General features: G+C 66.1%; 22 protein-coding genes. 15 read left to right on the forward strand and 7 right to left on the reverse strand.

Features of this window, described 5'->3' with window-relative positions; genetic code table 11:
• Positions 1 to 53 precede the first annotated feature (53 nt).
• The 7 genes from HY699_00585 to HY699_00615 form a co-directional block, all read right to left on the reverse strand.
• Positions 54 to 2,153 carry a bifunctional aldolase/short-chain dehydrogenase gene (locus HY699_00585; protein ID MBI4514301.1) on the reverse strand — a complete coding sequence of 700 codons (2,100 nt, stop codon included), beginning with the start codon at positions 2,151 to 2,153 and terminating at the stop codon, positions 54 to 56.
• A 68-nt stretch (positions 2,154 to 2,221) separates the two neighbouring features.
• Positions 2,222 to 3,007, reverse strand: a complete 786-nt coding sequence (gene lsrF / locus HY699_00590) for a 3-hydroxy-5-phosphonooxypentane-2,4-dione thiolase (protein ID MBI4514302.1) — start codon at positions 3,005 to 3,007, stop codon at positions 2,222 to 2,224.
• Positions 3,008 to 3,092: 85 nt separating this feature from the next.
• Positions 3,093 to 3,641, reverse strand: coding sequence for an adenine phosphoribosyltransferase (locus HY699_00595; protein MBI4514303.1), 549 nt, complete (start codon positions 3,639 to 3,641; stop codon positions 3,093 to 3,095).
• Positions 3,642 to 3,668: 27 nt separating this feature from the next.
• Positions 3,669 to 4,820, reverse strand: coding sequence for an acyl-CoA dehydrogenase family protein (locus HY699_00600; protein ID MBI4514304.1), 1,152 nt, complete (start codon positions 4,818 to 4,820; stop codon positions 3,669 to 3,671).
• Between the two features lie 5 nt (positions 4,821 to 4,825).
• A complete protein-coding gene (locus tag HY699_00605; protein ID MBI4514305.1) occupies positions 4,826 to 5,944 on the reverse strand; it encodes an acyl-CoA/acyl-ACP dehydrogenase in 1,119 nt (372 codons plus the stop codon).
• A 4-nt stretch (positions 5,945 to 5,948) separates the two neighbouring features.
• Positions 5,949 to 7,436, reverse strand: a complete 1,488-nt coding sequence (locus HY699_00610) for an AMP-binding protein (protein MBI4514306.1) — start codon at positions 7,434 to 7,436, stop codon at positions 5,949 to 5,951.
• Positions 7,433 to 8,677, reverse strand: coding sequence for a hypothetical protein (locus HY699_00615; GenBank protein MBI4514307.1), 1,245 nt, complete (start codon positions 8,675 to 8,677; stop codon positions 7,433 to 7,435). Before HY699_00615 ends, HY699_00610 begins: the two co-directional genes overlap by 4 nt.
• 110 nt (positions 8,678 to 8,787) lie before the next feature.
• Between HY699_00615 and HY699_00620 the strand changes: the two genes are divergently transcribed.
• From HY699_00620 to HY699_00690, 15 genes are read left to right on the forward strand one after another with little or no spacing between them, the layout of a single operon-like run.
• The gene (locus tag HY699_00620) at positions 8,788 to 10,119 is read left to right on the forward strand and encodes a hypothetical protein (protein MBI4514308.1); all 1,332 of its coding nucleotides are present in this window, start codon (positions 8,788 to 8,790) and stop codon (positions 10,117 to 10,119) included.
• 10 nt (positions 10,120 to 10,129) lie between these two features.
• On the forward strand, positions 10,130 to 12,079 hold the full coding sequence (locus tag HY699_00625) for an FAD-dependent oxidoreductase (GenBank protein MBI4514309.1): 1,950 nt from the start codon (positions 10,130 to 10,132) through the stop codon (positions 12,077 to 12,079).
• A 3-nt stretch (positions 12,080 to 12,082) separates the two neighbouring features.
• Positions 12,083 to 12,346, forward strand: coding sequence for a hypothetical protein (locus HY699_00630; GenBank protein MBI4514310.1), 264 nt, complete (start codon positions 12,083 to 12,085; stop codon positions 12,344 to 12,346).
• Positions 12,343 to 14,049, forward strand: coding sequence for an AMP-binding protein (locus HY699_00635; protein ID MBI4514311.1), 1,707 nt, complete (start codon positions 12,343 to 12,345; stop codon positions 14,047 to 14,049). Before HY699_00630 ends, HY699_00635 begins: the two co-directional genes overlap by 4 nt.
• A 7-nt stretch (positions 14,050 to 14,056) precedes the next feature.
• Positions 14,057 to 14,908, forward strand: coding sequence for an amidohydrolase (locus HY699_00640; GenBank protein MBI4514312.1), 852 nt, complete (start codon positions 14,057 to 14,059; stop codon positions 14,906 to 14,908).
• The gene (locus HY699_00645) at positions 14,905 to 15,714 is read left to right on the forward strand and encodes an enoyl-CoA hydratase/isomerase family protein (GenBank protein ID MBI4514313.1); all 810 of its coding nucleotides are present in this window, start codon (positions 14,905 to 14,907) and stop codon (positions 15,712 to 15,714) included. Before HY699_00640 ends, HY699_00645 begins: the two co-directional genes overlap by 4 nt.
• 22 nt (positions 15,715 to 15,736) lie before the next feature.
• On the forward strand, positions 15,737 to 16,549 hold the full coding sequence (locus HY699_00650; protein MBI4514314.1) for a FadR family transcriptional regulator: 813 nt from the start codon (positions 15,737 to 15,739) through the stop codon (positions 16,547 to 16,549).
• A 37-nt stretch (positions 16,550 to 16,586) separates the two neighbouring features.
• Positions 16,587 to 16,916: an SCP2 sterol-binding domain-containing protein gene (locus HY699_00655; GenBank protein ID MBI4514315.1), complete on the forward strand. Its 330-nt coding sequence runs from the start codon at positions 16,587 to 16,589 to the stop codon at positions 16,914 to 16,916.
• Positions 16,917 to 16,928: 12 nt separating this feature from the next.
• Positions 16,929 to 17,984 (forward strand): NAD-dependent epimerase/dehydratase family protein, encoded by a 1,056-nt coding sequence (locus HY699_00660; GenBank protein ID MBI4514316.1) that lies wholly within the window; start codon positions 16,929 to 16,931, stop codon positions 17,982 to 17,984.
• Positions 17,981 to 19,936: an FAD-dependent oxidoreductase gene (locus HY699_00665; GenBank protein MBI4514317.1), complete on the forward strand. Its 1,956-nt coding sequence runs from the start codon at positions 17,981 to 17,983 to the stop codon at positions 19,934 to 19,936. The genes HY699_00660 and HY699_00665 overlap by 4 nt, the downstream gene beginning before the upstream one ends.
• Positions 19,933 to 21,147 carry a CoA transferase gene (locus tag HY699_00670; GenBank protein ID MBI4514318.1) on the forward strand — a complete coding sequence of 405 codons (1,215 nt, stop codon included), beginning with the start codon at positions 19,933 to 19,935 and terminating at the stop codon, positions 21,145 to 21,147. Before HY699_00665 ends, HY699_00670 begins: the two co-directional genes overlap by 4 nt.
• A gap of 21 nt (positions 21,148 to 21,168) precedes the next feature.
• Positions 21,169 to 22,317: an acyl-CoA/acyl-ACP dehydrogenase gene (locus tag HY699_00675; GenBank protein MBI4514319.1), complete on the forward strand. Its 1,149-nt coding sequence runs from the start codon at positions 21,169 to 21,171 to the stop codon at positions 22,315 to 22,317.
• A gap of 8 nt (positions 22,318 to 22,325) precedes the next feature.
• On the forward strand, positions 22,326 to 23,177 hold the full coding sequence (locus HY699_00680) for an alpha/beta fold hydrolase (protein MBI4514320.1): 852 nt from the start codon (positions 22,326 to 22,328) through the stop codon (positions 23,175 to 23,177).
• Positions 23,174 to 24,631 (forward strand): NAD(P)-binding protein, encoded by a 1,458-nt coding sequence (locus HY699_00685; GenBank protein MBI4514321.1) that lies wholly within the window; start codon positions 23,174 to 23,176, stop codon positions 24,629 to 24,631. The genes HY699_00680 and HY699_00685 overlap by 4 nt, the downstream gene beginning before the upstream one ends.
• Positions 24,632 to 24,648: 17 nt before the next feature.
• Positions 24,649 to 25,956 carry a DUF1329 domain-containing protein gene (locus HY699_00690; protein MBI4514322.1) on the forward strand — a complete coding sequence of 436 codons (1,308 nt, stop codon included), beginning with the start codon at positions 24,649 to 24,651 and terminating at the stop codon, positions 25,954 to 25,956.
• The last annotated feature ends 38 nt before the right edge of the window (positions 25,957 to 25,994 follow it).

Below are 25,994 nucleotides of genomic sequence, written 5' to 3' on the forward strand. Positions count from 1 at the left end.
TGGCGCGCTCGCCCCCGGCCGGTCCTGGACCAGCCGCTGCCGTTTCTGCGCCGTCATCGCGGAAACGCCTCGACGACGCCGCCATCGACCGGCAAGGTGGCGCCGGTGGTCGGGGTTTGGTTGCTGGCGAAGAACACCACCGCGTTGCCGACGTGGCGGGCGGTGACTTTGGCGTGCAGCAGGTTGCGGCTGCGGTAGTACTCGGGCAGCTCCTCCAGCTTCAGGCCGCGGCTGCGGGCGCGCTCGGGTCCGACCGTCGCCCACAGGCCCGACTGGACCTCATCCTCGGAGAAGATCGCGTCGGCGTTGATCATGTTGACGCGGATGCCTTCAGCCGCCAGTTCGATCGCCGACACTTTCCCGAGCTGATGTCCAGCGGCCTTGGAGGCACTGTAGGCGCCGAAGTCCTTGCCCGGGCCGAACACGTTCTTCGAGGCGTTGACGACGATGTTGCCGCCCAAGCCCTGCGCGCGCAGCACGCGAATGCCTTCCTGGATAGTAAGAAAGGTGCCGGTGAAGTTGACCGCCATCACCCGCGCCAGGTCGTTCGCTTTCAGCTCCGCCACTGCCGCCACGTGGGCGACGCCGGCGTTGGGCACGACAACGTCGATGCCGCCGTAGCGGCGGCAGGCTTCATCGAATCCGGCCCGCACTGAGGCCGGATCGCTCACGTTCATGGTGATGCCGGTGGCACTGCCGCTCCCGTGCGCCTCTTCCAGGCGCGCCACCACATGGGCCAGGCGCCCCTCGTCGATGTCGGTGAGCACGACATGGGCGCCGGCCTCGGCGCACACTTTGGCTATGCCATAGCCTATGGCGCCGGCGCCGCCGGTGATGAGCACCACCTGGCGTTCGAGCGGCTGCGCGGCGGCGCTTCCGAGCTTGGCCTGCTGCAAGCTCCAGTATTCCATTTCGCAGAGGTGTTGCGGCGAGGCCGATTCATAACCGCCGAGGGCGTGCGCCAGCGCCTTGATCTGGAGGCCTTGGACCGTGATGTCCGCGGCGATGCGCGCCTCGCGCTTGCTGCGGCCGAAACAGAACGCCCCCGCCCCGGGCAGGAACACTACCCGCGGCAGCGGGTCGAGGTTACCGGCGCCGCCGGTATAGCGGCTGACGTAGGCTTGGTAGCGCGCCACGAAGTCGGCGACGGCTTGCTGCAACTGCTGGCGCAGCTTGGCGGCGTCATCCCAAGCCGGCTCGGCGAGGTAGAGTGCGAACGGTTTGGTGCGGATGACGTGATCCGGGGTCAGCGGACCGGCCGCCGCCAGCGCTTCGGCCTCGGCGCTGTTGACGAACGCCAAGGTGTCGTCGTCGGCGCGCCAATCGAGTAGCCAGCGGCGATAGGGTTGATCTTCGTTGCCGCTAGGTTCGGCGAGCAGGCCGCGCAGCAGCGGGGCGGCTTGGGCCGCCAACTCGGCCGGCGCCGCGGTGCCACGATACTGCGGCGTCAGCAGCTGGCGCGGCCGCCGCGCTGCCAGCAGGCGCGCACAGGCATCGACGATCTCGAGGTGTTGCTCGTAGACCCGGCGGGCGTCATCACCGAAAGTGAACAAGCCGTGGCGCGCGACGATGATGGCGCTGGCGTCCGGCTGCTGCTCGTAAGCCTGCAGCACGGCCTTGGCCAACGGAAAGCCGGCGGTGATGTAGGGCAGGATGGGCACCCGTTCACCCACCGCCGCGCGCAGCAGTTGCTCGCCCTCGCGCTGGTTGCTGAGGCAGAGCAAAACGTCGGGGTGCGAGTGGTTGATGAAGCGCTGGGGCAAGAAGGCGTGCAGCAACGTCTCGACCGACGGCGCCGGGCGCGACGGATCGAGCTGATTGATGCGCAGCTGCACGGTCATGTCGGCTTCGGAGAGCGTGGCCAGCCGTTGCAGCCCCAGCAGCGGTGCCCAGTTGAGCACGGCGAAACCGCCGGGCTCGATCCGTTCCATATCGGTGCCCGAGCCTTTGACGTAGAGGGCGGTGAGGCGGTCGCCGGCCAGCGTCTGCAGCGGCGCCTTGAGCGAGGTGTTGCCGCCGCCGTGGAGCACCAGGCTGTGGTCGGCGCCGATGAGCCGCGAGCTGTAGCTGAGTAGCGCCAGGTCACACCCGTACAATCCGGCCCAGCGCGCAATGGCGGCAGCGGCGTCGGCTTGGTTCCAGCGGCTGAGCATGTGGCAACGGCTTTCAGCACCCGGGCGCGCGGCAGCTCAACGGCGCTTGGATCATCGGCAGCGAGCGCTCAAGCGGCGCTGCGCAGGCCTGTGAGGAACTTGAACGCCTCATCGGCGGTCTTGTTCTCATGCACCACTTTGCGCACTGCCTGAATCATCCCGACCGGGTTGTCGGACTGGAAGATGTTGCGGCCCATATCGACGCCGACGGCGCCGCGCTTGACGGCGTTGTAAGAAAGTTCGAGGGCGGCGCGCTCCTCGATCTTCTTGCCGCCGGCGATCACGATCGGCGCCGGGCAGCTGCCGACGACTTCCTCGAAGCCCTCGCAGTAGTAAGTCTTGACGATGTGGGCACCCAACTCGGCGGCGATGCGGCAACACAAGCCGAGGTAACGGGCATCGCGCGCCATGTCCTTGCCCACGGCCGTGACCGCCAGCACGGGAATGCCGTACTGCTCGCCGGCATCGACGAGCTTGGCCAGGTTGGCGAGCGTGCGGCGCTCGTTCTCGCTGCCGACGAAGATCGACAGCGCCACCGCCGAGACGCCGAGCCGGATGGCGTCCTCCATCGACACCGTGATCTCTTCGTTGGACAGCTCGGTGAGGATGCTGGTGCCGCCCGAGACCCGCAGGACGATGGGCGTGCGGCTAGCCGGGTCCACGCACCGGCGCAGCACGCCGCGGGTCAACATCAGCGAGTCGGCGTACGGCAGCAGCGGCGCGATCGTCCGGCGCGGCTGCTCCAATCCGCTGGTGGGTCCCAGGAAGTAACCATGATCGACGGCCAACATCACGGCGCGGCCGGTCTGCGGCACGATGATTCCTGCCAAACGGTGCTGCATGCCCCAATCCATATTTGCCTCCTGTTTCTCCTCGCCCTGAGGGCGAGGGTTGGAACCGCTTCTAGTACATCCGCTCCCGGCGCTGAAGCGCCGCCGCCTAGGGATAGCGCAGCAACGACACCACCCGGGTGCCGTCGAGGCGCTGGCGGCCCTTGAGCGACTCCAGCTCGATCAAGAAAGCGCATTCGACCACGGTGGCGCCGGAGTCGCGCACCAGCTGGCAGGCGGCCGCCGCCGTGCCGCCGGTGGCGAGCAGATCGTCGACGACGATGACGCGGGCGCCGGCCGGCAAGGCGTCGTGGTGCATTTCGATTTCATCGACGCCGTATTCGAGCGCGTAGCTGGCGGTGCGGGTGCGCGCCGGCAACTTGCCCTTCTTGCGCACCACCACCAGCCCTTTGCAGAGCTTGTAGGCGAGCGCGGCGCCGAGGATGAAGCCGCGGGCGTCGATGCCGACGATGTAGTCGATCGGCTCGCCGATGTGCGGGGTGGCGAGGATGTCGATCGCGCGCTGAAAGCAGCGCGCATCCTTCAGCAGCGTGGTGACGTCGTAGAAGAGGATGCCCTGTTTCGGGAAATCCGGGATTTCGCGAATCGCGGTGCGCAAGTCTTCGACGACGGGCGCGTTGCCGGTGGGTTCTGCCATGGTGTGCTCCGACTCTAGTTAGGCGGGCTAGGCTCGGCCGAGGCCGAGGTAGCCGGCGATGATCGTTTTCTGAATCTCGGTGGCGCCGCCGGCCACCTCCATCAGTTTACTCTCGCGATAATAGCGCTGCATGTCGTACTCCATGGTGTAGCCGTAGCCGCCGAGGATCTGCATGCCGCGGGTGGCGACGCGTTGAGCGGTTTCGGCGGCGACGTATTTGGCCATCGCGGCCTCTTTCGAGCAAGGCAGGCCGCGGTCCTTCTTGCAAGCGGCGAGCAGGGCCAGTTGGCGCACGGCTTCGATCTCGGCGCGCATGTCGACGAGCATGTGGGCGATCGCCTGGAACTTGCCGATCGGGCGGCCGAACTGCTGGCGTTGCTTGGCGTAATCGAGCGCCAACTCGAAGGCCCCCAACGCCGCGCCCAAGCCGGTGGCGCCGGCCCAGATGCGTTCGGCATCGAGAATGGCGCGGGCGACTTGCCAGCCGCGGTTGCGTTCGCCGAGGATATCGGCGGTGGGCACACGGGCGTCGTCAAAGACGATCTCGCAGGTGTGCACGGCATGATGCCCGAGCTTCTTGATCGGTTTGATGGTGATGCCGGGCGTGGCCGGATCAACCAGGAACACCGTAAAGCCGTGCTGCGGCGGCGCCGCTGGATCACTGCGGGTGACGACGATGACGCGCTCGGCCACGTCGGCGGCGCTGGCGAACATCTTGGTGCCGCAAACGACAAAGTGATCGCCGTCGGCGGTGGCGGTGGTGCGAATCGCGGTGGCGTCCGAGCCCGCGTTGGCTTCCGTAAGACTAAAAGCGATCACCGCTTCACCGCGCGTGATCCGAGGCAAGAACCAGCGCTTCTGCGCTTCGCTGCCGGCGACCAGCAGGGCCTCGCCGGCGAACACCGGGGTTTGATACAGTGCCATGTAAACCGAGCCGCTGATCTTGGCCAGTTCGGTGGCGACCAGAAACAAGTCCACCCAGCTGCGCCCGGCGCCGCCGTATGCGGGCGGGAACTGCAGGCCCATCATGCCGAGGGCGGCGAACTTGCGGTAAAGCTCCCAGGGGAACTCCTCGCGTTCTTCGATGCCGCGGACGTACTCGCGCGTGCACTCGCGGCGCAGAAATGCCCGCACCGTGTCGACCATCAGCTCCTGCTCGGGGGTCAGGGTGTATTCCATGACGGCTACAGGCCGAGACTACCGGCGACGCGGTCCTTGTCGGCCTCGGGGCTGCCGGCGAGTGTTTCCAGCGGCCTGGCGTCGCGGAAGTAGCGTTGCATGTCACAGTCCAGCCGATTAGCCGCCGGCCCGGCGATGCGCATGCCGACCTCGACCGCCTGATTGGCGGCGGCGGTGGCGTAGCCCTTGGCCAGGCCGACCTGTGCGCTGGCGTCGCTGCCCGACTCGGCGCACCAGGCCGCGTGGTAGACCAGCAGGCGGGCGGCCTCGATGCGGGTGTGCAGCGCCGCCAGCGCGTGCTGCACCGCCTGGCGGGCGGCCGGCGGCGGCCCGCTGTTGCGCGGCTGGCGGGCATGCGCCAGCGCGCTTTCAAAGGTCTCTTGCGCCAGACCGACGCTGGCAGCAGCAACCACCAAGCGGTAGGCATCCATCAGCTGATCGAGGATCGGACCGCCGCGGTGCAACGGCCCCAGCAAGGACTCGGGCGTTACGACGACATCGTCAAGATCCACCTCGCACAGCGACACGGCGCGTCCGCCCATTTGCGCCACCGCAGTTACCCGCACCCCCGCGCTAACGCGCGGGACATAAAAGAGGGACAGCCCTTCGCCGCCCCGTTCGCCCGCATCACTGCGAGCGACGACCAGCAGCTGATCAGCGGCGTCGGCCCCGGGAACCTGCAGCTGCGTGGCCCGCAGGCGGTAGCGGTTCTCACCACACTGTGCGGCGGCAGTCGTGCCGCCGTGCTCGTCGGGCGCGGCCAGGGCGAAGTAGCGGCCGCCCGCGGCCAGCGCCCGCGGTTGCCCGGCGGTGCCGAAGCGGGCCGGGGCCCAGCCGCCGCTAAGCGCCGATGTCCCGTAAGCTACCGCTATCGCCGCCGAGGCGTGCGCCAGTTCCTCGCAGGCGATCGCCAGCTCCGGTAGCCCAGCGCCCGCACCGCCATGCTCGGCAGGGACGAGCAGACCGCACAGGCCGGCGCTTTCGAGTTGCGCAAAGAACTCGTGGGGAAAGCGGCCCCGCTCATCCAGCTCGCGCGCCACTGCCGGCGGGCAGTGACGTGTCACTAATTCCTTGAGCTGCTGGCGCAGGGCGTCTTGGCGCGGTGTCAACTCGAGGTCCATCATCCATCTAGCTGGGGCGCGTGGCGTACTGCGCGCGCAACGCTTGACGTAGGACCTTCCCGAGCGCGTTGCGTGGCAGCGGCGTGTCGGTGAAGAAGAGCGCGCGTGGGATCTTGAAGCCGGCGAGTTGACCGCGGCAGAACGCCAACAACTCGGTCTCGTCGACGTCAGCCCCCGCGGACTTACGGACGACGGCAGTCACGCGCTGGCCCCAGCGCTCATCGGGAAGGCCGAACACGACGGCTTCTTCGACGTCGGGGTGGCTGGCCAGCACGCCTTCGACCTCGCCCGGCGATACGTTCAAGCCGCCCGATTTCAGCATGTCGTCCTTACGGTCGAGCAGGTGGAGATAACCGTCGCGGTCACAGCGGCCGATGTCGCGGGTGCGATACCAGCCGTCGCTGAGCGCCTGGCGTGTTTCCTCCTCCCGCTGCCAGTACCCCAGCATGTTGCCCGGGCTGCGGATACAGATTTCTCCAGGCGTGTTGGGTGCCACCTCGGCGCCGTCATCGCCAACGATCTTGATCTCGACCCCGGGCATCGGCACGCCCGCCGACGCCAGCCGTTCGGGTGTGAACAGCGAGTGATCGGCGGGGTCGAGCCGGGTACCGAAGATACAAGTCTCGGTCATGCCGTAGCCCTGCTGGAACTCACAGCCGAAGACCTGGCGGGCGCGGGTGAAGAGTTGCGGGCGCATGGTGCCGGCGCCGTAGTAAATGCGCCGCAGGGAGCGGGCGCGGTAGCCCGCCGGTGCGGCGTCGACCAGCATGGCGATCATTGTCGGCACCAGGCCGGTGAATTCGATGTGGTCGTGGGCCAGCAGGTGCAAGACCGTCTGCGGGTTGAACTGGGCGATCACCAGCGTGGCCCCGACGGCGAGGGCGTTGGCGAACATCACCACCGAGCCGCCAACGCCAAGCGGGGTGACCAGCAGGATGCGTTTACCCGCCGCCAGCTCGGCGGAGAACGGGTTGCCACGCGCGCTGGCGAAGAGCGTGCGGTGCGACCACATCACGCCCTTCGGCTGTCCGGTGGTGCCGCTGGTGTAAGCGACCACGGCCAGGTCGTCGGGCGCGATGGTGGTGGCTGCCGCAGCTGCCGGGAGGGGGACGATTTCGCCCACCGGCACCACCTGGCCGGCGAAGCCAGTATCCGCGGCCAATTGAGGCTCGGCGATCAGCACGCCGGCGCCGGCATCTTCGAGCAGGCGTGAGTGCTCGGCCGGGGCCAGGCGCGGATTGAGGGGCACGGCAACGCCGCCGGCCTTGAGGACGCCGAGAAAGGCTTCGATCCAGGCGGGTGAATTGCCGGCGAGAATACCGGCGCGGTCGCCGTTGCCGAAGCCGCGTGCCCGCAGTGCTTGCGCCACTTGGCCGCTGCCGGCCTCAAGTTCGGCCCAGGACCGGGTACTGCCGTTGCCGATCAGCGCGGGGGCGTCGAGCTGGCAGTGGGCGTGTTCGCGCAGGGCGTCGAGGAGCGTGAGCGGCGGACTCATTTCCAAATGTCGATGCACTCGCTCCAGAGCTTGCTCTGCTTGATCAGCCGGCGCCGGTCGGCGGCCACTTGCAGGAAGTACTCGGTGGGCGGCGTGGGCTTGTCGGCGTAGGCCGAGCCGGCTTTGGGCTTCCAGATGGTGGTCATCGGTACCACGTCATGGCCGATACACCACTCGAAGGCGTCGCGCCACGAGCGGATGCCGTCGTCGAGATTGCGGAACCCGCCCTCGGCGACCAGCTCGGGACCGATAACGAAGTTAGTGCCGACGTAGCCGCGGCCAAACACGCCGACGGCGTCGGTGAGCCGTTTCAGCCATTGCTCGCGGCCGATCCAGCGGGCTTTGCCGGGAACGATTTCGGCAAACAGCTTGGGCTCCCAGGCTTCGAGGTTGTAAGTGACGCTGGAGACGCCGGCGGCGTGTAGGGCCGCCGAGCCCTCGCGATCGAAAGCGAGCGTGCCGCCGAGGAAGACCGTGTTGGCGCCGGCTTGGTCGCGTACCTGCTTGAGGGCCTCGAAGATCCGCGCGTACATCTTCGCTTCACGCTGATCGTCGAGCAGGCTGCCGCCGGTGAGGATGAGGATGCGCACTTGTTCCTTGAGCGCCTCGCGGTAGGTTTCGACGATGCGGGCGATCTTCATGCCCATTTCACGCTCGATGCCGACGTCGCGCAGGCCGCGGGTACCCTCCACCAGGCTGCAATACTTGCAGCTCTCGTTGTCGTTGAAGTACTCGCAGTGGCGCAGGATGCAGCCGACCAGCACGTCGTGCCCCATGAGCTGGATCACGTTGGACATCAGCGTGTCGTCGCTGGTGCGCTGATCGTACCAGCGCGGGCGGCGCTGGAAGTTGATTTCTTCGACCGGGTCGCCCTCACGCAGCAGCCAATAGTTGCCGTTGCGGGCCTGGATTTCGTATGGGCTGTGATGATCGAAGCCGATCTGGATGAGGTAGCCGTCCTTGAGGGTAAAGCCGTAGGGCGTCTTCACCCAGCCCTCGGACAAGGCCTCGGCGCCTTCGCCGGCCGCCGGCAGTGGGGTGCCCTCGGCCGCGTGCAAGCGGCGCACGTGCTCGTAGTGGTCGTACTCGAAGACATAGAGGGTCTCGGGCACCGCCCACTCGGCCACCTCGCGCAGCACCGGGGTGTAGCGAATGCCCTCCCGCAGCACGTCGGTGCGAAGGATCGTGCGCCAGCGGGTCTGGGGGAAGGCCTGCGTCAATTCATGCAGTCGGGGGTTCATCGTCCTCCCTGTGTAGCTGGTCAGACCAATAGCTCAAAGCCGGCGGCCAGGTCAAGAAGCTTGACAGAAACGCTCAAGGAGAGGTAAGGGAGCTTGTCAGACAAGCTGCCATGACAAACACAAACGGACAGAACGGCAATGGGACGGGGCTGTTCGCGCAGTTGTGCGAGCGCTACCCCAAGATACCGCGCACCATCGTCTTGAAGACCGACCTGCTGACGCGCGGGCTCAACTACTGCGACGACCTCAAGCGGGTCGGGCCGGACGGGCTCTCCGACACGGTGCGGGGCTTCAAGTTCCACCACGACATCGTGGCTGACGACGAGGCCGGCAGCCCGGCGCAACTGCCGTGGAGTTTCGCTTTCAATGACGAAACCCACGTCAAGGTCATCATCGACCTGGAGAGCCCGTACACCATCCGCGTCTCGCCCGAGGGTCGCTTCTTCTTGCACTGCGGCGACCAGCCGCTGGAAGAGGTGTTCTTCCCGCGCAAGTCGTCGTGGCTCGGCCGCCAGCTCAGCGACGGCACGCCGATCACGGCGGTGCTCTTCGAGGTCGGCCCCTGCCACGCCACTGGGATCGTGCCGCTGGACTACTGCGAGTACTTCCGCAACGGCGAGCAGTGCCGGTATTGCGACTGGAACACGACCTTCGAGTTGGCCAAGGCGGCGGGCTTTCGCACCAAGGTGTCCGCCGATACTGCGCAGCTGGTCGAGGCTTTTGAGATCGCCTTCGGCGGCGCGGACGCGGCAGCTTGCGAGCATGCCCACATCATCGTCGCCGGCGCCTTGTGGAATCGCAACAAGGAGCTGGAGATCTACATGCGCACGATCGAGGCCCTGCGCAGCACCCCCGCCGGGCAGCGCGCCTCGTTCCTGCTCGGCACCCAGGTGCTCGACCCGGCCGATGCCCGCCGTGCCAAAGATGCCGGCTTCTGCTGGGCCACCTGGAACATCGAGATTTGGAACCCCAAGCTCTTCGATACCGTGTGCCCGGGCAAAGCTCGCACTGTCGGCTACGAGAAGTGGAAGGATCTGCTGCTCGAAGGCGTCAACGTGTTCGGCAACGGTTACTTGAGCACGAACTTCGTGGTCGGCCCCGAAGTGGCCATTCCCGACGGCTTCAAGAGCTACGAGGAGGGCCTGGCCTCGGTAGTCGAAGGCTTCGAGTGGTGTCTGCAGCACGGCATCCTCCCCTTCTACCAGTTCTGGCGCTGCTCGCCCGGCTCGATGTTCTCCGACATGGAGCTGCCGGCGGTGCCGACCGAGTACTACCTCCAGGTCAGCCTCGAGCATCACAAGCTGATGGAGAAATACAACTTCTACCAGCTCACCGATCCGCGCAAGCGGGCCTCCTGCCACAAGTGCGGCATTTTCTACAATTCGTACGACTATGCACGCCTGATCGACCCGCTTGAAGGGCCGCGCTGGTTCGAGTGGTGAGGAGCGCAGCGTGGCGACCCTGGCCGACCCGATCCGAATCGGGGAAAAGCTCAAACTCAAGAACCGTTTTGCCACCGCCCCGATGTACCGCTGCTTCGGGGTCGATGACGGCTTCGTCCGGCAGGAATACATCGACAGCTACGCCGCCGAAGCCCGTGGCGGCCCGGGCTTGGTCTGCGTAGCCAATACCGCGGTGAGCGCCTCCGGCGTCGCCTTTCGCCGCCTCACCCGCATCGACGACGACAAATACGTGGCCGGGCTCGCCGATGTCGCCAACGCGATCCATCTGGCCGATGCCAAGGCGGCGATTCAGCTCTTCCACGGCGGCATGATCTGCCGGCCCGAGTACATCGGCGGGCAACCCCCGGTTACGCCCTCGGTGTTGCCGTTGCTTGGCGGCGCCAAGACCCGCGCGCTCAGCGACGCCGAAATCGAACAGATCATCGAAGACTTCGGCCAAGGCGCCCGCCGCGCCGCCGAGGCCGGCTACGACGCCGTCAACGTCCACGCCTGCCACGGCGGGCTGGTGCACGAGTTCATGTCCCCGCTCTACAACAAGCGCGAGGACAAGTGGGGGATGGACCGCACGCTGTTTGCCCGCCGCGTCATCCAGTCCATCCGCGAACACACCGACGCCGACTTCCCCATCGTTTGGCGCTTCAGCGCCGAGGAGTACAACGGCGTCGACGGCTACGACTTCGATTACGCACTGAACACGCTGGTGCCGGCGTTCCTCAAGGCCGGGGTGGACTGCCTCGACGTGTCTACCGGTTCGGTCATGAACGTCGTTGCCCTCGCCCACCTCGATCCGCCAGTCTACTTCAAGCCGGGCATCTTGGTGGACTATGCCGCCGCGGTGAAGCAACGGTACCCGAACGTGCCGGTGATGACCGTCGGCAAGCTCAACGAGCCGCGCGCCACCGATGACATCATTAGCAGCGGCAAGGCCGACCTGATCGCGCTCGGACGCCAGGTGATCGCCGATCCCGACTACCCCCGCAAGGTACTGGCGCGGCAGCACGACGACATCCGCCGTTGCATGTCGTGCAACTGGTGCCTGCTGACCGCTTTCTGGCAGATGCAGTCGGTGAAGTGCGCGGTCAACCCCGGCTACGGCAAAGAGCGCGACTATTACGAAATCCGCAAAGCCGCTCGGCCCAAGCGCATCATCGTTGCCGGCGGCGGGCCGGCGGGGATGGAGTTCGCGCGGGTGGCCGTGCAGCGCGGCCATGAGGTGGTGCTGTACGAGAAGCAGGACCGCCTCGGCGGCCTGGTGAATCTTGCCTCCTCATTCCCGCACTTGCGCACGCGTGATCTGCGCAATGTGGTCATCTACCTGCGCGGCCAGCTGGAGAAGCTCGGCGTGCCGGTGATTCTCGGCCAGGAAGTCACCCCCGCCCTGATCGAGAAGGAGAAGCCCGACGTGCTGATCGTGGCCACGGGGTCGCAGCCCAATTGGCCGAACATCCCCGGCGTACTCAATCCGATGGTGGTGCACTACGAGGAATACTTGCGCGGCAACGCCACCATCGGCGAGCGGGTGGTGGTGGTCGGCGGCGTCGAAGGCGCGGAGGTCGCCGTCAGCCTGGCGTTGCAGGGCAAGGAGGTCTACCTGATCGAGAAGAGCGGCAACGTCACCAAGGGCCCGTACCTGCTCGATCCGGTGCGCTGCCAGATGCTGGTTGACGAATACATTCCCAAGACCGGCGTGAAGCTGCGCCTGCATCAGAAGGTGGTGGAGATCGGCAACGGCCGCGTCGTCACCCTCGATCGCGATGGGCGGCAGGAGATGTACTCGGCCGATTCGGTGGTGGTGACCTGCGGGCGGCTGCCCAACGAGCTGCTCAAGGAAGCCTTGGAGCACAAGGTGCCCGAGCTTTACGCCATCGGCGACTGCCGCCAACCGCGCTCGATCGGCTGGGCCACGCACGAGGCGGCGCACTGGGCGCGATACGTGTGAGTTATGGCACGCAGCGATTTCGTTTTCGGCGAGAAAGTTCACTTCAGCTTCAGCAACCACGTCGCTCACTTCGCGGTGAAGAAGATGAAGCGCGATCGCGGCGCCACCCGCGATTTCGGCAAAATCGTCTGGCAGGTTACTCAGGCAGACGTCCCCGGCTCCGCCTTGAAGGTCGGCGACGTGCTGCCGACGCGGCGCGTGTTCTACATCGCCAAGGACATCGACCCGCGCGCGGCCCACGCCTTCGACATGGAGAACCAGCAGTGAGTTCGGCCACCGCGCCCGCCTGGTACGCGGTTACCAACAAGACGTGGGGCACGGTGCTCGACGACAGCGCCAAGCGCTGGCCCGAGCGCGAGGCGGTGGTCTACGGCGACGAGCGCATCACTTACCACCAGCTGCGCGAGCGCGTTGACCGCTTGGCCTCGGGCTTGCTGCGGCTGGGTGTGGCCAAGGGCGATCGGGTGGCGCTGTGGATGACCAACTGCCCGCAGTGGCTCACGGCGCAGTTCGCCGCCTATAAAATCGGCGCCATCCTGGTGCCCGTGTACACCCGTTTCAAGGAAGAGGAGACCCGCTACGCCCTGGCCCAGTCGCAAAGCAGCACGCTGATCTTCAACGACGAGTTCCTCGGCAAGATCGATTCGCTGGCAATGCTGCGCGCGATTTGCCCCGAGCTCGACAACGCGCGTCCGGGCGAGCTGGCAGCGGCAGCGCTGCCGCAGCTGCGCCGGGTGATCTGCTTGAGCCGGCGCGCCCACGACAACCTCATCAGCTACGAGGCGGTAGCTGCGGGCGAGCGCAATTGGCTGTCGAAGCTGGCCTGGGCACAAGCCGCGGTCGACCCCTTCGACGTCATGAACATGGTCTACACCTCGGGCACCACCGGCTTCCCCAAGGGCGGCTTGTCGCTGCATCGCAACAACTTGGCCAGCATCTACAACACCACCGCCCGCATGGGGCTGAACGAGCACCACCGCTGCCTGCTCAACCTACCGCTGTTCAGCAACTTCGGCTGCATGTTCGTCGCCGCCCTGTCGTTCCTGCGCGGCGCCGCCGTGGTGCTGCAGGAGACCTTCGATCCCGTGGCCGCGTTCAAGACCATCGCCGAGGAACGTATCACCCACCTTTACGGCTCGCCGGCGTACTATATCGGCTATCTCGACGAACCCCGGCGCAAGCAATTCGACCTGAGCTCGCTACGCGGCGGCATCGTCGGCGGCTCACCGTTGCCGAGTGCGACCATGGATGCCATCGCTGGCGATCTCGGCTGCGCCGAAATCTTGAACGTGTTCGGACTCAGCGAGTGCGGCGGCATCGCGACCACGACCAAGATCGATGATCCGGCCGAGCTCAAGCGCACCACCGTCGGTACCCCGTTGCCCAACGCGCGGGTGAAGATCGTCGATCCGCGCACTGGCAAGGACGCCGCACCGGGCGAGCAGGGCGAGATCTGCCTCGGTGATGCGCTCAAAGGCTCTTGTGTCGGCCAGGGCTACTACAACATGCCGGAGAAGACCCGCGAGGCGATCGACCCCGACGGCTGGTTCCACACCGGCGACCTCGGTGTTCTCGACGATCACGGCTACCTGCGTATCACCGGCCGGGTGAAGGACATGTTCCTGTGCGGCGGCTTCAACGTCTACCCGGTCGAAATCGAGAACATGCTGCATACCCACCCCAAGGTGAAACAGGCGCAAGTCGTCGGCGTGCCCGATCACAAACTGGGCGAAGTCTGCATGGCTTTCGTCGAGTTGCGCGAGGGCGTGGAGTGCGCGGGCCGGGAGATCGTCGATTTCGCCGCCCGGCGCATCGCCAACTACAAGGTGCCGCGCTTCGTCAAATTCGTGCGCGACTTCCCCATGACCGGCAGCGGCAAGGTGCGCAAGTTCGTGCTCCGCGAGCAAGCCATCGCCGAGCTCAACTTGCTCGAAGAGTACACCGTGGCCGGTGCTGAACACGAACAGTGAGGAGCTTATGCCAGTCATCGACGTGCACGCTCACATCAGCACCAAGCCCTGGAACGACAGCCTGGCCAAGTACAACGAGGCACTCGAAAAGCACTACCGCTTCAAAGCCGTATGTAAAACCGAGGCCGAGATGGCCAAGGACTTCGTCGACGCCGGCGTCAGGGGCATGATCGTGGCCTGGGATGCCGAGTCCAACACCGGCATGCCGCGCACCTCGAACGACTACATCGCCAAGATCATCAAGGATTACCCCGAGGCCTTCTGCGGCGGCTGGGCCATGATCGACCCATGGAAGGGCGAGATGGCGGTGCGGGAACTCGAACACTCGATCAAGGATCTCGGCTTGAGCGGCCTGAAGTTCCAGCAGACCGCCCAGGGTTTCTTCCCCAACGATCGCCGCTTCTATCCGCTGTACGAAACCTGCGCCGCGTTGAAAGTGCCGGTGCAATTCCACACCGGCTTCACCGGGCTGGCCTCGGGCACCCCCGGCGGCATGGGCATCAAGCTCAAGCACACCCAGCCGATCCCGTACATCGACGACGTCGCCGCCGATTTCCCCAATCTCACCGTCATCGCCTGCCATCCGGCCTGGCCGTGGCAGGAGGAGATGATCGCCATCCTGCTGCACAAGGGCAACGTCTTCCAGGAGCTGTCGGGCTGGTCGCCGAAATACTTCCCCGACTCGCTCAAACGCGAGATCCGCGGCCGCTTGCAGGACAAAGTCATGTTCGGCAGCGACTACCCGCTGATCGCGCACCAGCGCCTGTTTGCCGACTACGAGGCGGAGAAGTATCCGCCCGCCATCCTCGACAAGATCTACTACCAGAATGCCCAGCGCATTCTCGGCATCAAACTATGAGTTGGCCCGCTTTCAGCACTCTCGAGCTCGAGCGCGACGGTGCGGTGACGTGGCTGCGGCTGAACCGGCCGGCGCGCTTCAACGCGCTGACGGAAGAAGGCTGCGCCGAGTTGGGTGCCGCCATCCGCGTGCTTGCTGCCGACGCCGACACCCGCGTGCTTGTGCTCACCGGCAACGGCCGCGGTTTTTGCGCCGGCGCGGATGTCGCCGGGCTCGAAGAGCGCTTGAGCTGGGGCCTGACACGGCAGATCGGACGCTTCGAGCGCATGGCGCGCGAGATCGTGCTCGGGTTGCATGAGCTGAGCGTGCCGACGATTGCCGCCATCAACGGCGCGGCCAGCGGCGGCGGGCTGAGTCTGGCGCTGGCGTGCGACCTGCGCGTGATCGCGGCCGACGCCACTATCACTTTCGGTTTCACCGGGGTCGGTTTGATTCCCGACCTGGGTGCGACCTACTTCTTGCCGCGACTGATCGGCCTGCCGCAGGCCTGCCGGCTGCTGTGGACCAACCGCCGGCTGAGCGCGGAGCAGGCACTGGCCGTAGGCTTGGTGGACGAGATCAGTGCGGCCGGCGAGCTGGCCGGCCAGGTGACGGCACTGGCGCGGCAGATCGCCGCCGCGCCGCAACTGGCAGTCCGCCTAGGCCGCGCGGCGATGCGGGCGGCGCTGCACGGGACGTTGGCCGAGGCGCTCGACACCGAGGGACTGGCCCAAAGCCTCTGCCTCCAGTCGGCCGATCACCAGCAACGCGTGCGCGCCTTTTTGCAGCGGCCGGCCGGGCAGAATCGCGCCGCCGCCATCGAGTGAGGGTGTAGAGAAAGTGGACAGCATGGCCGAACTGGCGCCCATCGAAAAGAACGTCAAGATTTCACACAAGGTCGTCGAGCAGTTCAAAGCCTTGATTGCCGAAGGCAAGCTGCAGGCCGGGCAGCGGCTGCCGACCGAGAAGGAGCTGGCCGAAACCCTGCGGGTCAGCCGCCCTACGCTGCGCGAGGCCCTGATGGTGCTCGAAGCCATCGGCTACATCGAAATCCGGCCGCGCGAGGGCAGCTTCGTACGCACGATGATTCCGGCCACGCTCGGCGAACCGGTCTTGACCATGCTCGAACGCCACCCGGAAAAGATCTTCGAGCTCTTCGAGGTGCGCCGCCGCATTGACCCCGACGGCGCCGCGCTGGCGGCCGAGCGCGCCAACGATCGCGAACTGGCGCAGCTGCGTGAGTTGCTGGAGCAGGCCAAAGTGCTGGTCGCCGGCGGCAAGTCGATCTTCTCGCCCGAGGTCGCCGACCTCTACGCCAAGACCTTCTTCCGCCTCGCCGAGGCCACCCACAACAGCATCTACGCCTATCTGATGCGCATGCTGTGGACCATGGTGGAGGGCGCCTTCTCGTACAGCCGCGAGAAGCTCGCCTTCGCCCCGCATCTGTTCGGCAAGATGTTCCGCCAGTACGTGGCCATCGTCGAGGCCGTGATCGCGCGCGATCCGGTCAAGGCGCGCCAAGCCGTCGCCCGTCATCTCGACTTCGGCGAGCAGGAGCTGCGCCGCGTCTTGGAAGAGGAGAAGAAGAACAGCAAGCAGAGAGAAGCCGGCGAACTCGCCGAGAGCGAAGCCGGCCCCGGCAAACCTGCGGCCTCGCTCTGACGGGCTGCAAGCGACAATATAATCGAGGAGGAGAGTCATGCCGATCACACAACCCCGGGAATGGTTCGAGACCGAATTGCCCGCCGCGGTGCAAGCCGATCCCAAGAAGATCGAGAACTTCACCGGCACGCTGCTGTTCCAGATCAACGGCGATCAGGGCGGCACTTGGACGCTCGACATCCGCGACCAGAAGATGAACATCAAGGCGGAGGCAGCGGCCACCCCCGACATCACCGTCACGATGAAGGACGCCGACTTCGTCAACTTCATCAACAAGAAGCTCTCCGGCCAGATGGCCTTCATGACCGGCAAGCTGAAGGTCAAAGGCAACATGCAGCTGGCCATGAAGCTCAACGGCCTGCTCTGATCGGGTGTCGCGGTGAAGGCCTTCGTCACCGGCGCCACCGGCTACGTCGGCCAGGCGGTGGTGCGCGACCTGCTCGCGCACGGCCACCAGGTCAGGGCGTTGGTCCGCAAAACCAGCGACACCCGTTACCTCGACGGCCTCGAGGTCGAGCGGGCGTATGGGGACCTGCGCGAGCCCCAGTCGCTGCGCGCAGGCATGGAAGGCTGCGATACGCTGTTCCACGTTGGCGCCGCCGTCGCGCTCTGGGCGGCCGACCCGAGCGAGTTCATCGACGCCAACGTCTTGGGCACCCGCATGATCCTGCGGCTGGCCCGCGAGTTGCGCTACCAAAAGGTCGTGTACACCAGCAGCATCGCCTGCGTCGGGCCGCACCTCGACGGCACGCCGGCCACCGAGGAATCGGTCTACCGCTGGACGCCGAGCGATCCTTACATGATGTCGAAGTACATGGCCGAGATGGAAGCGCTGCAGGAGGTCGCGCGCGGCTGCCCGGTCGTGATCGTCAACCCGGCGTCGTGCTACGGCGAGTTCGACTACCGGCCCTCGCTACCGGGCATGCTGGTGCTGCACTTCCTGTGCGGCCGGATGAAGGTCTACATCGACAGCACCATGAACATGATCGATATCCGCGACCAGGCCCGCGGGCACGTGCTGGCGGCCGAGAAGGGGCGCGTCGGCGAGCGCTATCTGATCGGCAACGAGAACGTCCGCGTGTTGGACGCCTGCCAGATGATGCACGAGATCACCGGCCTGCCGATGCCCAAGTTCCGCATTCCCATCCGGGTCGCGATGTTCTTCGGGCTGATCGCCCAGTTGCGCGCCGAGTACATCACCCGCAAGGCGCCGTCGATGAACTACCATGCGATGAAGATGGGCCAGTTCCACATCGCCTACGATTGCTCGAAGGCCGTGCGCGAGCTGGGCCTCGAACTGCACCCGGTGCGCCACGGGCTGGAGCGCGCCATCGACTGGTTTATGAACAACGGCTTCGTGCCCGAGAAGAACGTTCGCATCTATCGCGAGCATCGTGCGAAGCTGGGACCGGCCCCGGCCACGGCAACCGCATGAGCCAGTTCGAGTACCTCTTCAGTCCCCTGCGCATCGGCAACGTGACGGTCGACAACCGCATCGTCATGATGCCGGCCACCACGCTGCTGTCGTCCGATCATCTGATCGGCGACCGGCACATCGCTTACTATGCCGAGCGCGCCAAGGGCGGCGCTGGGCTGGTGATCGTCGAGACCCTGATCGTGCATCCGAGCTCGCAGCCGTTGATGAACGAGGCGTTTGCATACGACGAGCGCGAAGTGCCCCGCTATCGCGAGCTGACCAAGGCGGTGCACGCGCATGGGGCAAAGGTCTTCGCCCAGATCGCCCACGGCGGCCGGCAGCTGATCGACGGCAGCATCTCACGCCTGCCGCTGCTCGGGGTGTCGCCGTTGGCGCTGTCGGTGGCGAGCGAGACCCCGCACGAAATGGACGAACAGGAAATCGCCGAGCTGATCGAAGCCTACGCCACCTGCGCCGGCCACATCCGCGACGGCGGCTTCGACGGCGTCGAGCTGCACGCCTCGCACGGCTACCTGATCCAGCAGTTCTTTTCGCCGCTGAGTAACCAGCGCACCGACCGCTGGGGCGGCGCGCTGGAGAACCGCATGCGTTTCGCTTTCGAGGTCATCAAGGCGGTGCGCCGCAGCGCCGGCGATGACTTCGTGCTCGGCCTGCGCTTGTCGGCCGACGAGTTCGTGCCCGGCGGCTTGACCACCGACGATACCCAGGAGATCGCCCGCCACCTGGTGGCCACGGGCCAGCTCAACTACCTCTCGGTCAGCGCCGGCATGGGGCAAACCCCGTTCCTGATCACCTGCGACATGAGCTTCCCGCCGGGTTCGCAAGCCTATCTGGCCGGACTGATCCGCGAGGTGGCGGGCGAGGTCCCAGTGTTCGCCTCGCAGCGGATCAACGATCCGATCCTGGCCGAGCGCATCCTCGCCGAGGGCCAGGCCGACATGGTCGGCATGACGCGGGCCTTGATCGCCGACCCCGAACTGCCGCGCAAGGCGCGCGAGGGCCGGCTGGCCGAAATCCGCGCCTGCATCGGTTGCAACCAGAACTGCATCGGCCGCGTCATGCAGAGCAAGTCGATCGGCTGCATCCAGAACGCTGCCGCCGGCCGCGAGCGCGAGTGGGGTATTGGCACGCTGAGCGCGGCCCCGAAGCGCAAGCGCGTCACCGTCATCGGCGGCGGCCCCGGCGGTATGGAGTGTGCCCGCATCCTGGCCGAACGCGGCCACGCGGTCACGCTTTACGAAAAGGCGGCTCAGCTCGGCGGCCAGATCAATCTCATCACCCAAGCGGCCGGCCGCCAGGAGTTCGGCGGCGTCGTGCGCTACCTCGCCTACCAGATGGAGAAGCTCGAAATCGACGTGCGCTTGCAGACGGCGGCAACCGCCGCGGCCGTCCTGGCTGAGAAGCCGGATGCGGTGGTGGTGGCCACCGGCTCACTGCCGGCACACCCCGAGCTCCCGGGTGCCGACGGGCCCAACGTCTGTGACGTCAGCGAGCTGCTGGCGGGCCGCGTGCAACCCGGCAAGCGGGCCGTGGTCATCGACGGCGAGTGCCATTACCGCGCGCTGACGGCGGCCGACTTCCTGCTCAACCGGGAAGTTGCCGTCGAAGTGCTCAGCCCCGTGTTCTTCGTCGGCATGAACGTTGCCATGCCGAGCTTGATCATCACTTACATGAACCTGTGCAGCAAAGGCGCGGTGTTCACGCCCATGCATATGGTCCGCAGCATCGCCGGCGACAGCGTCAACGCTTTTCACGTCTTCTCCTTCGCCGAGCGCACGATCACGGACATCGACACGGTGGTGTTCGCCTATCCTGGCCGGGCGGACGACGCGCTTTACAAGCAGCTCAAGGGACAGGTGCCCGAGCTGTACCAGATCGGCGATTGCGTTGCGCCCCGCAAGGTCGACATGGCCATCCTCGAAGGGCACGAGGTCGGACGGCGGATATGACGGCATTAGCCACGCCGGCCTTCGGCCCGCTGCCAGGGCTGCGCATTCTCGACACCGGCCGCAACAACGCCGGGCCGTGGGCGGCCTCGCTGGCGGCGGATTTCGGCGCCGAGGTCATCCACGTCGAGCCGCTGCAAGGCGAGATCTACCGCTTCGATCAATCCGCTTGGGCGCAGGAAAAACGCAACCAGCGCGACCTCACGCTCAATCTCGGCAACCCGCAAGGCCGGGAGATATTCTTGCAGCTGTGCGCGCGCGCCGACATCTGGATCGAGAGCTCCATCCCCGGCACTTACGGCCGGCTCGGGCTGACCGACGAGGCGGTCTGGAAGGTCAACCCCAAGCTGGTCATCGTCCACGTCTCCGGCTTCGGCCAGACCGGCCACCCCGACTACGTCCGGCGCGCCTCCTACGACATGATCGGCCAAGCCTTCGGCGGGCTGATGTTCATCCAGGGCCTGCCCGAGCCCAATCCGCCGATCGCCGCCAAGCCCTATTTGTGCGATTACATCACCGGTTTGTGGTCGCTGTGGTCGGCGCTGGCGGCGTACGTCAGCGCGCAACGCACCGGCAAAGGCCAGGCCATCGACATCTCCCAATACGAGTGCATGCTGCGCATGCTCGCCGACACCGCGATCAACTATTTCCAGAACGACGAGGTCAAGCAGCGGCTGGGCAACCGCCATCCGGTGGCGGTGCCGTGGGACACCTATCAGAGCGGCGACGGCGTGTGGTTTTGCATCAACGCCGCCAGCGAGCCGTTCTCGCGCCTGTGCCGCGCCCTCGGCGTCGATCCCGACGACGAGCGCTGGTCGCCGCAGTTCGAGAAATGTCTTTCAGGCATGCCTGGGGCAGTTGCCTTCGAGGCCGAGCTGCGCCGCTGGCTGCAGGCGCACACTGCCGCCGAGGTCGAAGCCATTCTCACCGTCGAGTACCAGGTGCCGTGCCAGCGGGTGTACAGCATCAAGGATTTAGCTGACGATCCGCATTGTGCGGCGCGGGAGAACTTCATCGAGTGGGACGATCCGGTGTGGGACCGGGTCAAGGGCGTGGGCATCATTCCGAAATTCTCGGCCACTCCGGGGCAGGTCTGGCGCGGAGCGCCGGGCCTGGGTCAGGACAATGCCGAAATCCTCGGGGCGCTCGGTTACAGCCCGGAACGGGTGGCCGAATTACGCGCGGCCGGGGTCATCGGCGAGGACTACAGCTGAGGCGAGACGGAGCACGCGGGTATGGATTTCGGCTTCACCCAAGAGCAAGAGCTGCTGCGTAACACCGTGCGCGACTTCATGCGCCGCGAATGCCCGCCGCAATACGTGCGCAGCTGCGATGAGCAACACCGTTTCCCGTCGGAGCTGCGCGCCAAGATGGCGGCGCAGGGCTGGTTCGGCACCATGGTGCCGGAGGCCTACGGCGGCAGCGGCCGCGGCATCATCGACATCGCCATCATCATCGAGGAGACGGCGCGCTGGGGCATCGGCTGCGATTTCATTCCCACCGGCATCTTCAGCGCCGAGGCGCTGTCCAAGTACGGCAGCGAGGCGCAGAAACAGAAGTACCTGCCGCGCATCGCCCGCGGCGAGGTGATCTTCGGGATTTCCTTCACCGAGCCGGAGGCCGGCACCGATTTCGCCGCCCTCACCACCAGCGCCGACGCCCGCGGCGATGAACTGGTGCTCAACGGGCACAAGATGTTCACCAGCCTGATCAATCTCGCCGACGTCATCATCGTCGCCGCCCGCACCGACAAGACGGCGAAGAAGCACAAGGGCATCTCGCTGCTGCTGCTCGACCCCAAGGCGCCCGGCGTCACCATGCGCGAGATCCCCAAACTCGGCGGCCACATCATTCCCACCTACGAGGTCTGGTACGAGAACGTGCGCGTCCCACGCGAGAACCTCCTGGGCGAGTTGAACAACGGCTGGTATCAGCTGATCGCCACCATCAACACCGAACGCGTCGGCATCTCGGCGCACAATACCGGCAGCGCCCGCGCCGCGCTCGACTACGCCGTGCAATACGTCGGCCAGCGCCAGCAGTTCGGCCAGCCGATCGGCAAGTTCCAGGCGATCCAGCACAAGCTGGCGGCCGATTACCTCGAGGTCGAAGCGGCGCGCTTGCTCACTTACAGCGCCGCCTGGTACCTCTCGCAGGGCGATAGCGTCGAAACTCACATGCAGTGCGCGCTGGCCAAGTTGAAGTCGTCCGAGATCTACAAGCAGGTGACGCTCGACGGCATGCAGGTGATGGGCGGCTACGGCTACTGCATGGAGTTCCCGATGCAGCGCTGGCTGCGCGAGGCGGTGCTGCAAACCGTCGATCTCGGCAACACCGAGGTCATGCTCTCGACCATCGCCTTTCTCATGGGGATGCCGAGGTAAGAGGCCCCATGCCTACCGTCACGACTGCCGGCGCAAAGCTCTACTACGAAGAGGCCGGGGCCGGCTCGGCGGTGGTGTTGGCCCACGGCGGCGGCGGCGATCTCAGCCAATGGCGCCATCAGGTCCCCGCGCTGGCAGCACACCACCGCGTGATTGCCTTCGATGCGCGCGGCCACGGCCGCTCCGCGGCGAGCACGCCACCCGGACGAATCACCGACTTCGCCGACGACATCGCCGAGTTGTTGCGTCACCTCGGCATTGCCCGCGCGCACTTGATCGGCGCCACCCTCGGCGGCGTCGCGGTGCTGGAGTTCGCCCTCGCCCGGCCCGCCGCGGTGCAAAGCCTGGTGCTGATCAGCACTGCACCCGATACCACCGAGGAGATGCGTCTGCGCTTTGAAGCTTCCGCCGAGGTGGTCGAGTCCGGCGACCTCGCCGGCTTTGCCGAAGGCTTCATCAGTTTCATCTTCTCGTCCGACTTTGCCGACAGCCATCCGGACGACCTGGCGGACTTCCGCCAGCGGCTCGAACGGATCGACCCGGCCGGCTATGCCGCCTCGATTCGCGCTCTGGGCAATCGACCTGACCTGACCCCCCGCCTCGGACAGCTGCGGGTGCCGGCGTTGATCGTGACCGGTGCCCTCGACCCGATCCCGACCTCGGCACCCGGCGCGGCGCTGCTCGCGCAGGCGTTGCCGAACGCACGCAACCAAGTCATCCCAGATGCGGCGCATCTGCCGCAGATCGAGCGGCCGGACCTCTTTAATCGCTTGGTGCTCGACTTCTTCGCCGCGGCAGAGCGGCAAGCGGCGGGCACTGCGCCGCGGCCACCCGGCGCGGGACATGAGGGAGTAGCATGAACCCTTCGCGCGGCATTCACAGCATTCGCGACCAGTACGACGTCGTGGTCGTCGGCGGCGGCCCCGGCGGGCTGGCCACGGCGGCCCTGCTCTGTCAGGGCGGCATGCGGCCGCTAGTGGTTGAGCAAAAGCCGACGCTCGGCGGCCGTTATCGCGCCATCGAGTTTGCCGGCTGCCGTGTGGACATCGCCGAGCACCTGCTCACCGGCATGGTCAACGACATCGACGACGCCTACGCCAAACAGGTGTTCGACAAACTCGGGCTGGCGCTGGCGCAGAAGGAGATCAAGTGGGTGATGGGCTTGGTCGGCCGCAGCGGCGGGCCCGCTATCGACTTCTTCTCGATGGATCGCACCAAGGGGGTCGAGAACTTCTTCGACTTCTTTTCGTTCGCCGCCGGTATGCCGCTGGGCGAGCTCGAGAAAGCGGAGATGTCGCGCATCTTCCATCTCATGGCCGACATGTCGCCCGAGGCCTGCCGTAAGCAAGTGCACATGAGCTTTGCGGAGTGGCTCGACCGGCACGTGCAGAATCCCGTCGTCCACATGGTGCTGGCAGGCGTGACCGGGCCGCTGCAAGGCAGCACCGCCGACAAGGTCAACATCGGCCAGATGGCCAATATCTTCGGCTCCTTCCCGCGCATCGGTGCCGTCCCGTTCTGGTATCCGGCCAACGGCATTCTGGCCGACACCATCATCGCGCCGCTGGCCACCTACATTCGGGCTCACGGCGGCGACGTCGTCTGCGGGGTGAAGGCGCGCCGGGTGCTGTTCGACGGCCACAAGGTCAGCGGCGTCTGGATGCGGGACGAAGACGAGATGCTGCGCGAGGTGCAAACGCCGCGGGTGGTGGTAGCCTATCCGATCCAGTTTGCCGTCGGCTTTCGCCGCTTGATTCCCGACGAGATGCTCACCCCGGAGGGCCGCGCCTCGATCGCCCAGCTGCGCGAGCTGTCGCATGAAGACCTGACCGTCTTCTATCTGCTGCGCGAGCGGGTCATTCCCGAGGACTACTACGGCTGGATCCACCTCTTCGACGCGGCCGAAGGGCAGCCCAACTACGTCGGCGACTGGATCTTGGGGGACATGATCAACGCCAAGGTGCCGACGGGAAAACAGCTCGTCGGCAACTACATCACGGCCAACTTCGAAGGCACCCAGTTCGGCCTCGATGCCTCACCCGCGATGGTGCGCAAAGCCATCAATAAGTGGGAAGCCGCGGTGGAGAAGGTGTTCCCGGACTTCACCCGCCAAGTCGAAGCGCGGGTGTACAATCTCCAACTCAACTGGGGCCGCTACTCGTACTCGGTCATGCCGCGGGAATTGTCGGTGCGGGCGCTCGGGGTCGAAGGCCTGTATTTCGCCGGCGATTCGATTCTGTCCGTCAGCAGTCTGGCTTCCGACAAGGTTTACGACGTCGCCCTGCAGTGCGCCGAGGCGGTGTTGAACCACTAAGTGCGAGGAGAATCGCGATGCCGCTCATCAGAATCATCTGCCTGGCCGCAGTGCTGACCGCGACGCCGGCGCTGGCCGAGACGCTGCAGCCCGGCATGGTGCTGGACGAGAAGACCTGGCAGCTCGCCGCCGATCTCTTACCGCCGGAGATTCTGGATCACTACAAGCGCGGCGAGTACCGCAACCCGGTGGCGGAATGGCCGGACGGTGCGGTCAACCTCGGCCCCGACTACGCCAGCGCCACCGCGGCCAACGCCGGGCGCTTCGAGGTCAGTCCTGCCGGCGGCATCATCGAGAAGGGCAGCGGCCAGCGGCCGGCGGCGATTTACGGCTTTCCGTTCCCCGAGATTGCGCCCAATGATCCCCAGGCCGGCATCAAGGTGCTGTGGAACTACTACTACGGCTACTGGTCCAACGGCAGCCGCCGCAACGTCACCGACGTCCTCTGGCTCGGCCGTTCGCGTCTTGATCGCACCGCGATGATTGACGTCTGTTTCGCGCAGTACGACGGCCAGCCGCCCGACGACCGCCCGAAGAGCAATCCCAACGAGGTGTTGCAGCAGTTCCTCGCCGCCACCCTGCGGCCGGCGGATCTGCAAGGCACCACCTCGCTCACCTGGCGCTACCGCGCGGCCGACAAGCGTGACTCCAACTGGGCCTACGTTCCCGCCTTGCGCCGAGTGCGCCAGGTGTCGCCGGCAAATCGCTCCGACGGTTTCCTCGGCTCCGATATGAGCCAGGACGACGGCCCCTTCTTCGACGGCAAGCCGGAGGACTTCGTCTGGACGCTGGTCGGCGAACGCCAGACACTGCGCCTCGCCGATCCTTACAGCCTCAAGGGCGAATTCACCTACCAGCCACTGCCCGGCGGCGGCTGGCGCGTGCCCTTCAAGGCGCTGCCGATGGTGGGCGTGCAACAGGCGGACTGGAGCGGCCTGGCTTGGGCGCCGCTCAACTTCGTGCTGGTGCAACGCCCGATGTGGGTCATCGAAGGTGTGCCGCGCGACCAGTACTACCTCTTCGGCAAGATTCAGCTGTACATCGACAAGGAGAACTTCCGCGGCGCGTGGAGCCGCAAGTTCAACTGGGCCGGCGAATTGGTCACCACTTATCAGGTCGGCGCTTACGTCAACGGCAGCCCCGACGGCAAGCACTATATCTGGGGCCACGCGCTCTACTACCAAGTGGCCGAGAACTTCAAGCAGGGGCGCGCTACCTATGCCGGCGCACCGCCGCCGCAAATGCACGACGCGGCCAACGACTTTTTCGTTTCCTACGACTCGGAGTTCTTCAGCTACCAGTCGCTGGTCCGCTTTGGAAAGTAACGCGGGCGTCGCCAGGCCCCAATGCCAACTTAGGGAGG

Source organism: Deltaproteobacteria bacterium (assembly GCA_016210005.1).
In the GTDB taxonomy this organism is placed as follows: Bacteria; Desulfobacterota; Binatia; order HRBIN30; family JACQVA1; genus JACQVA1.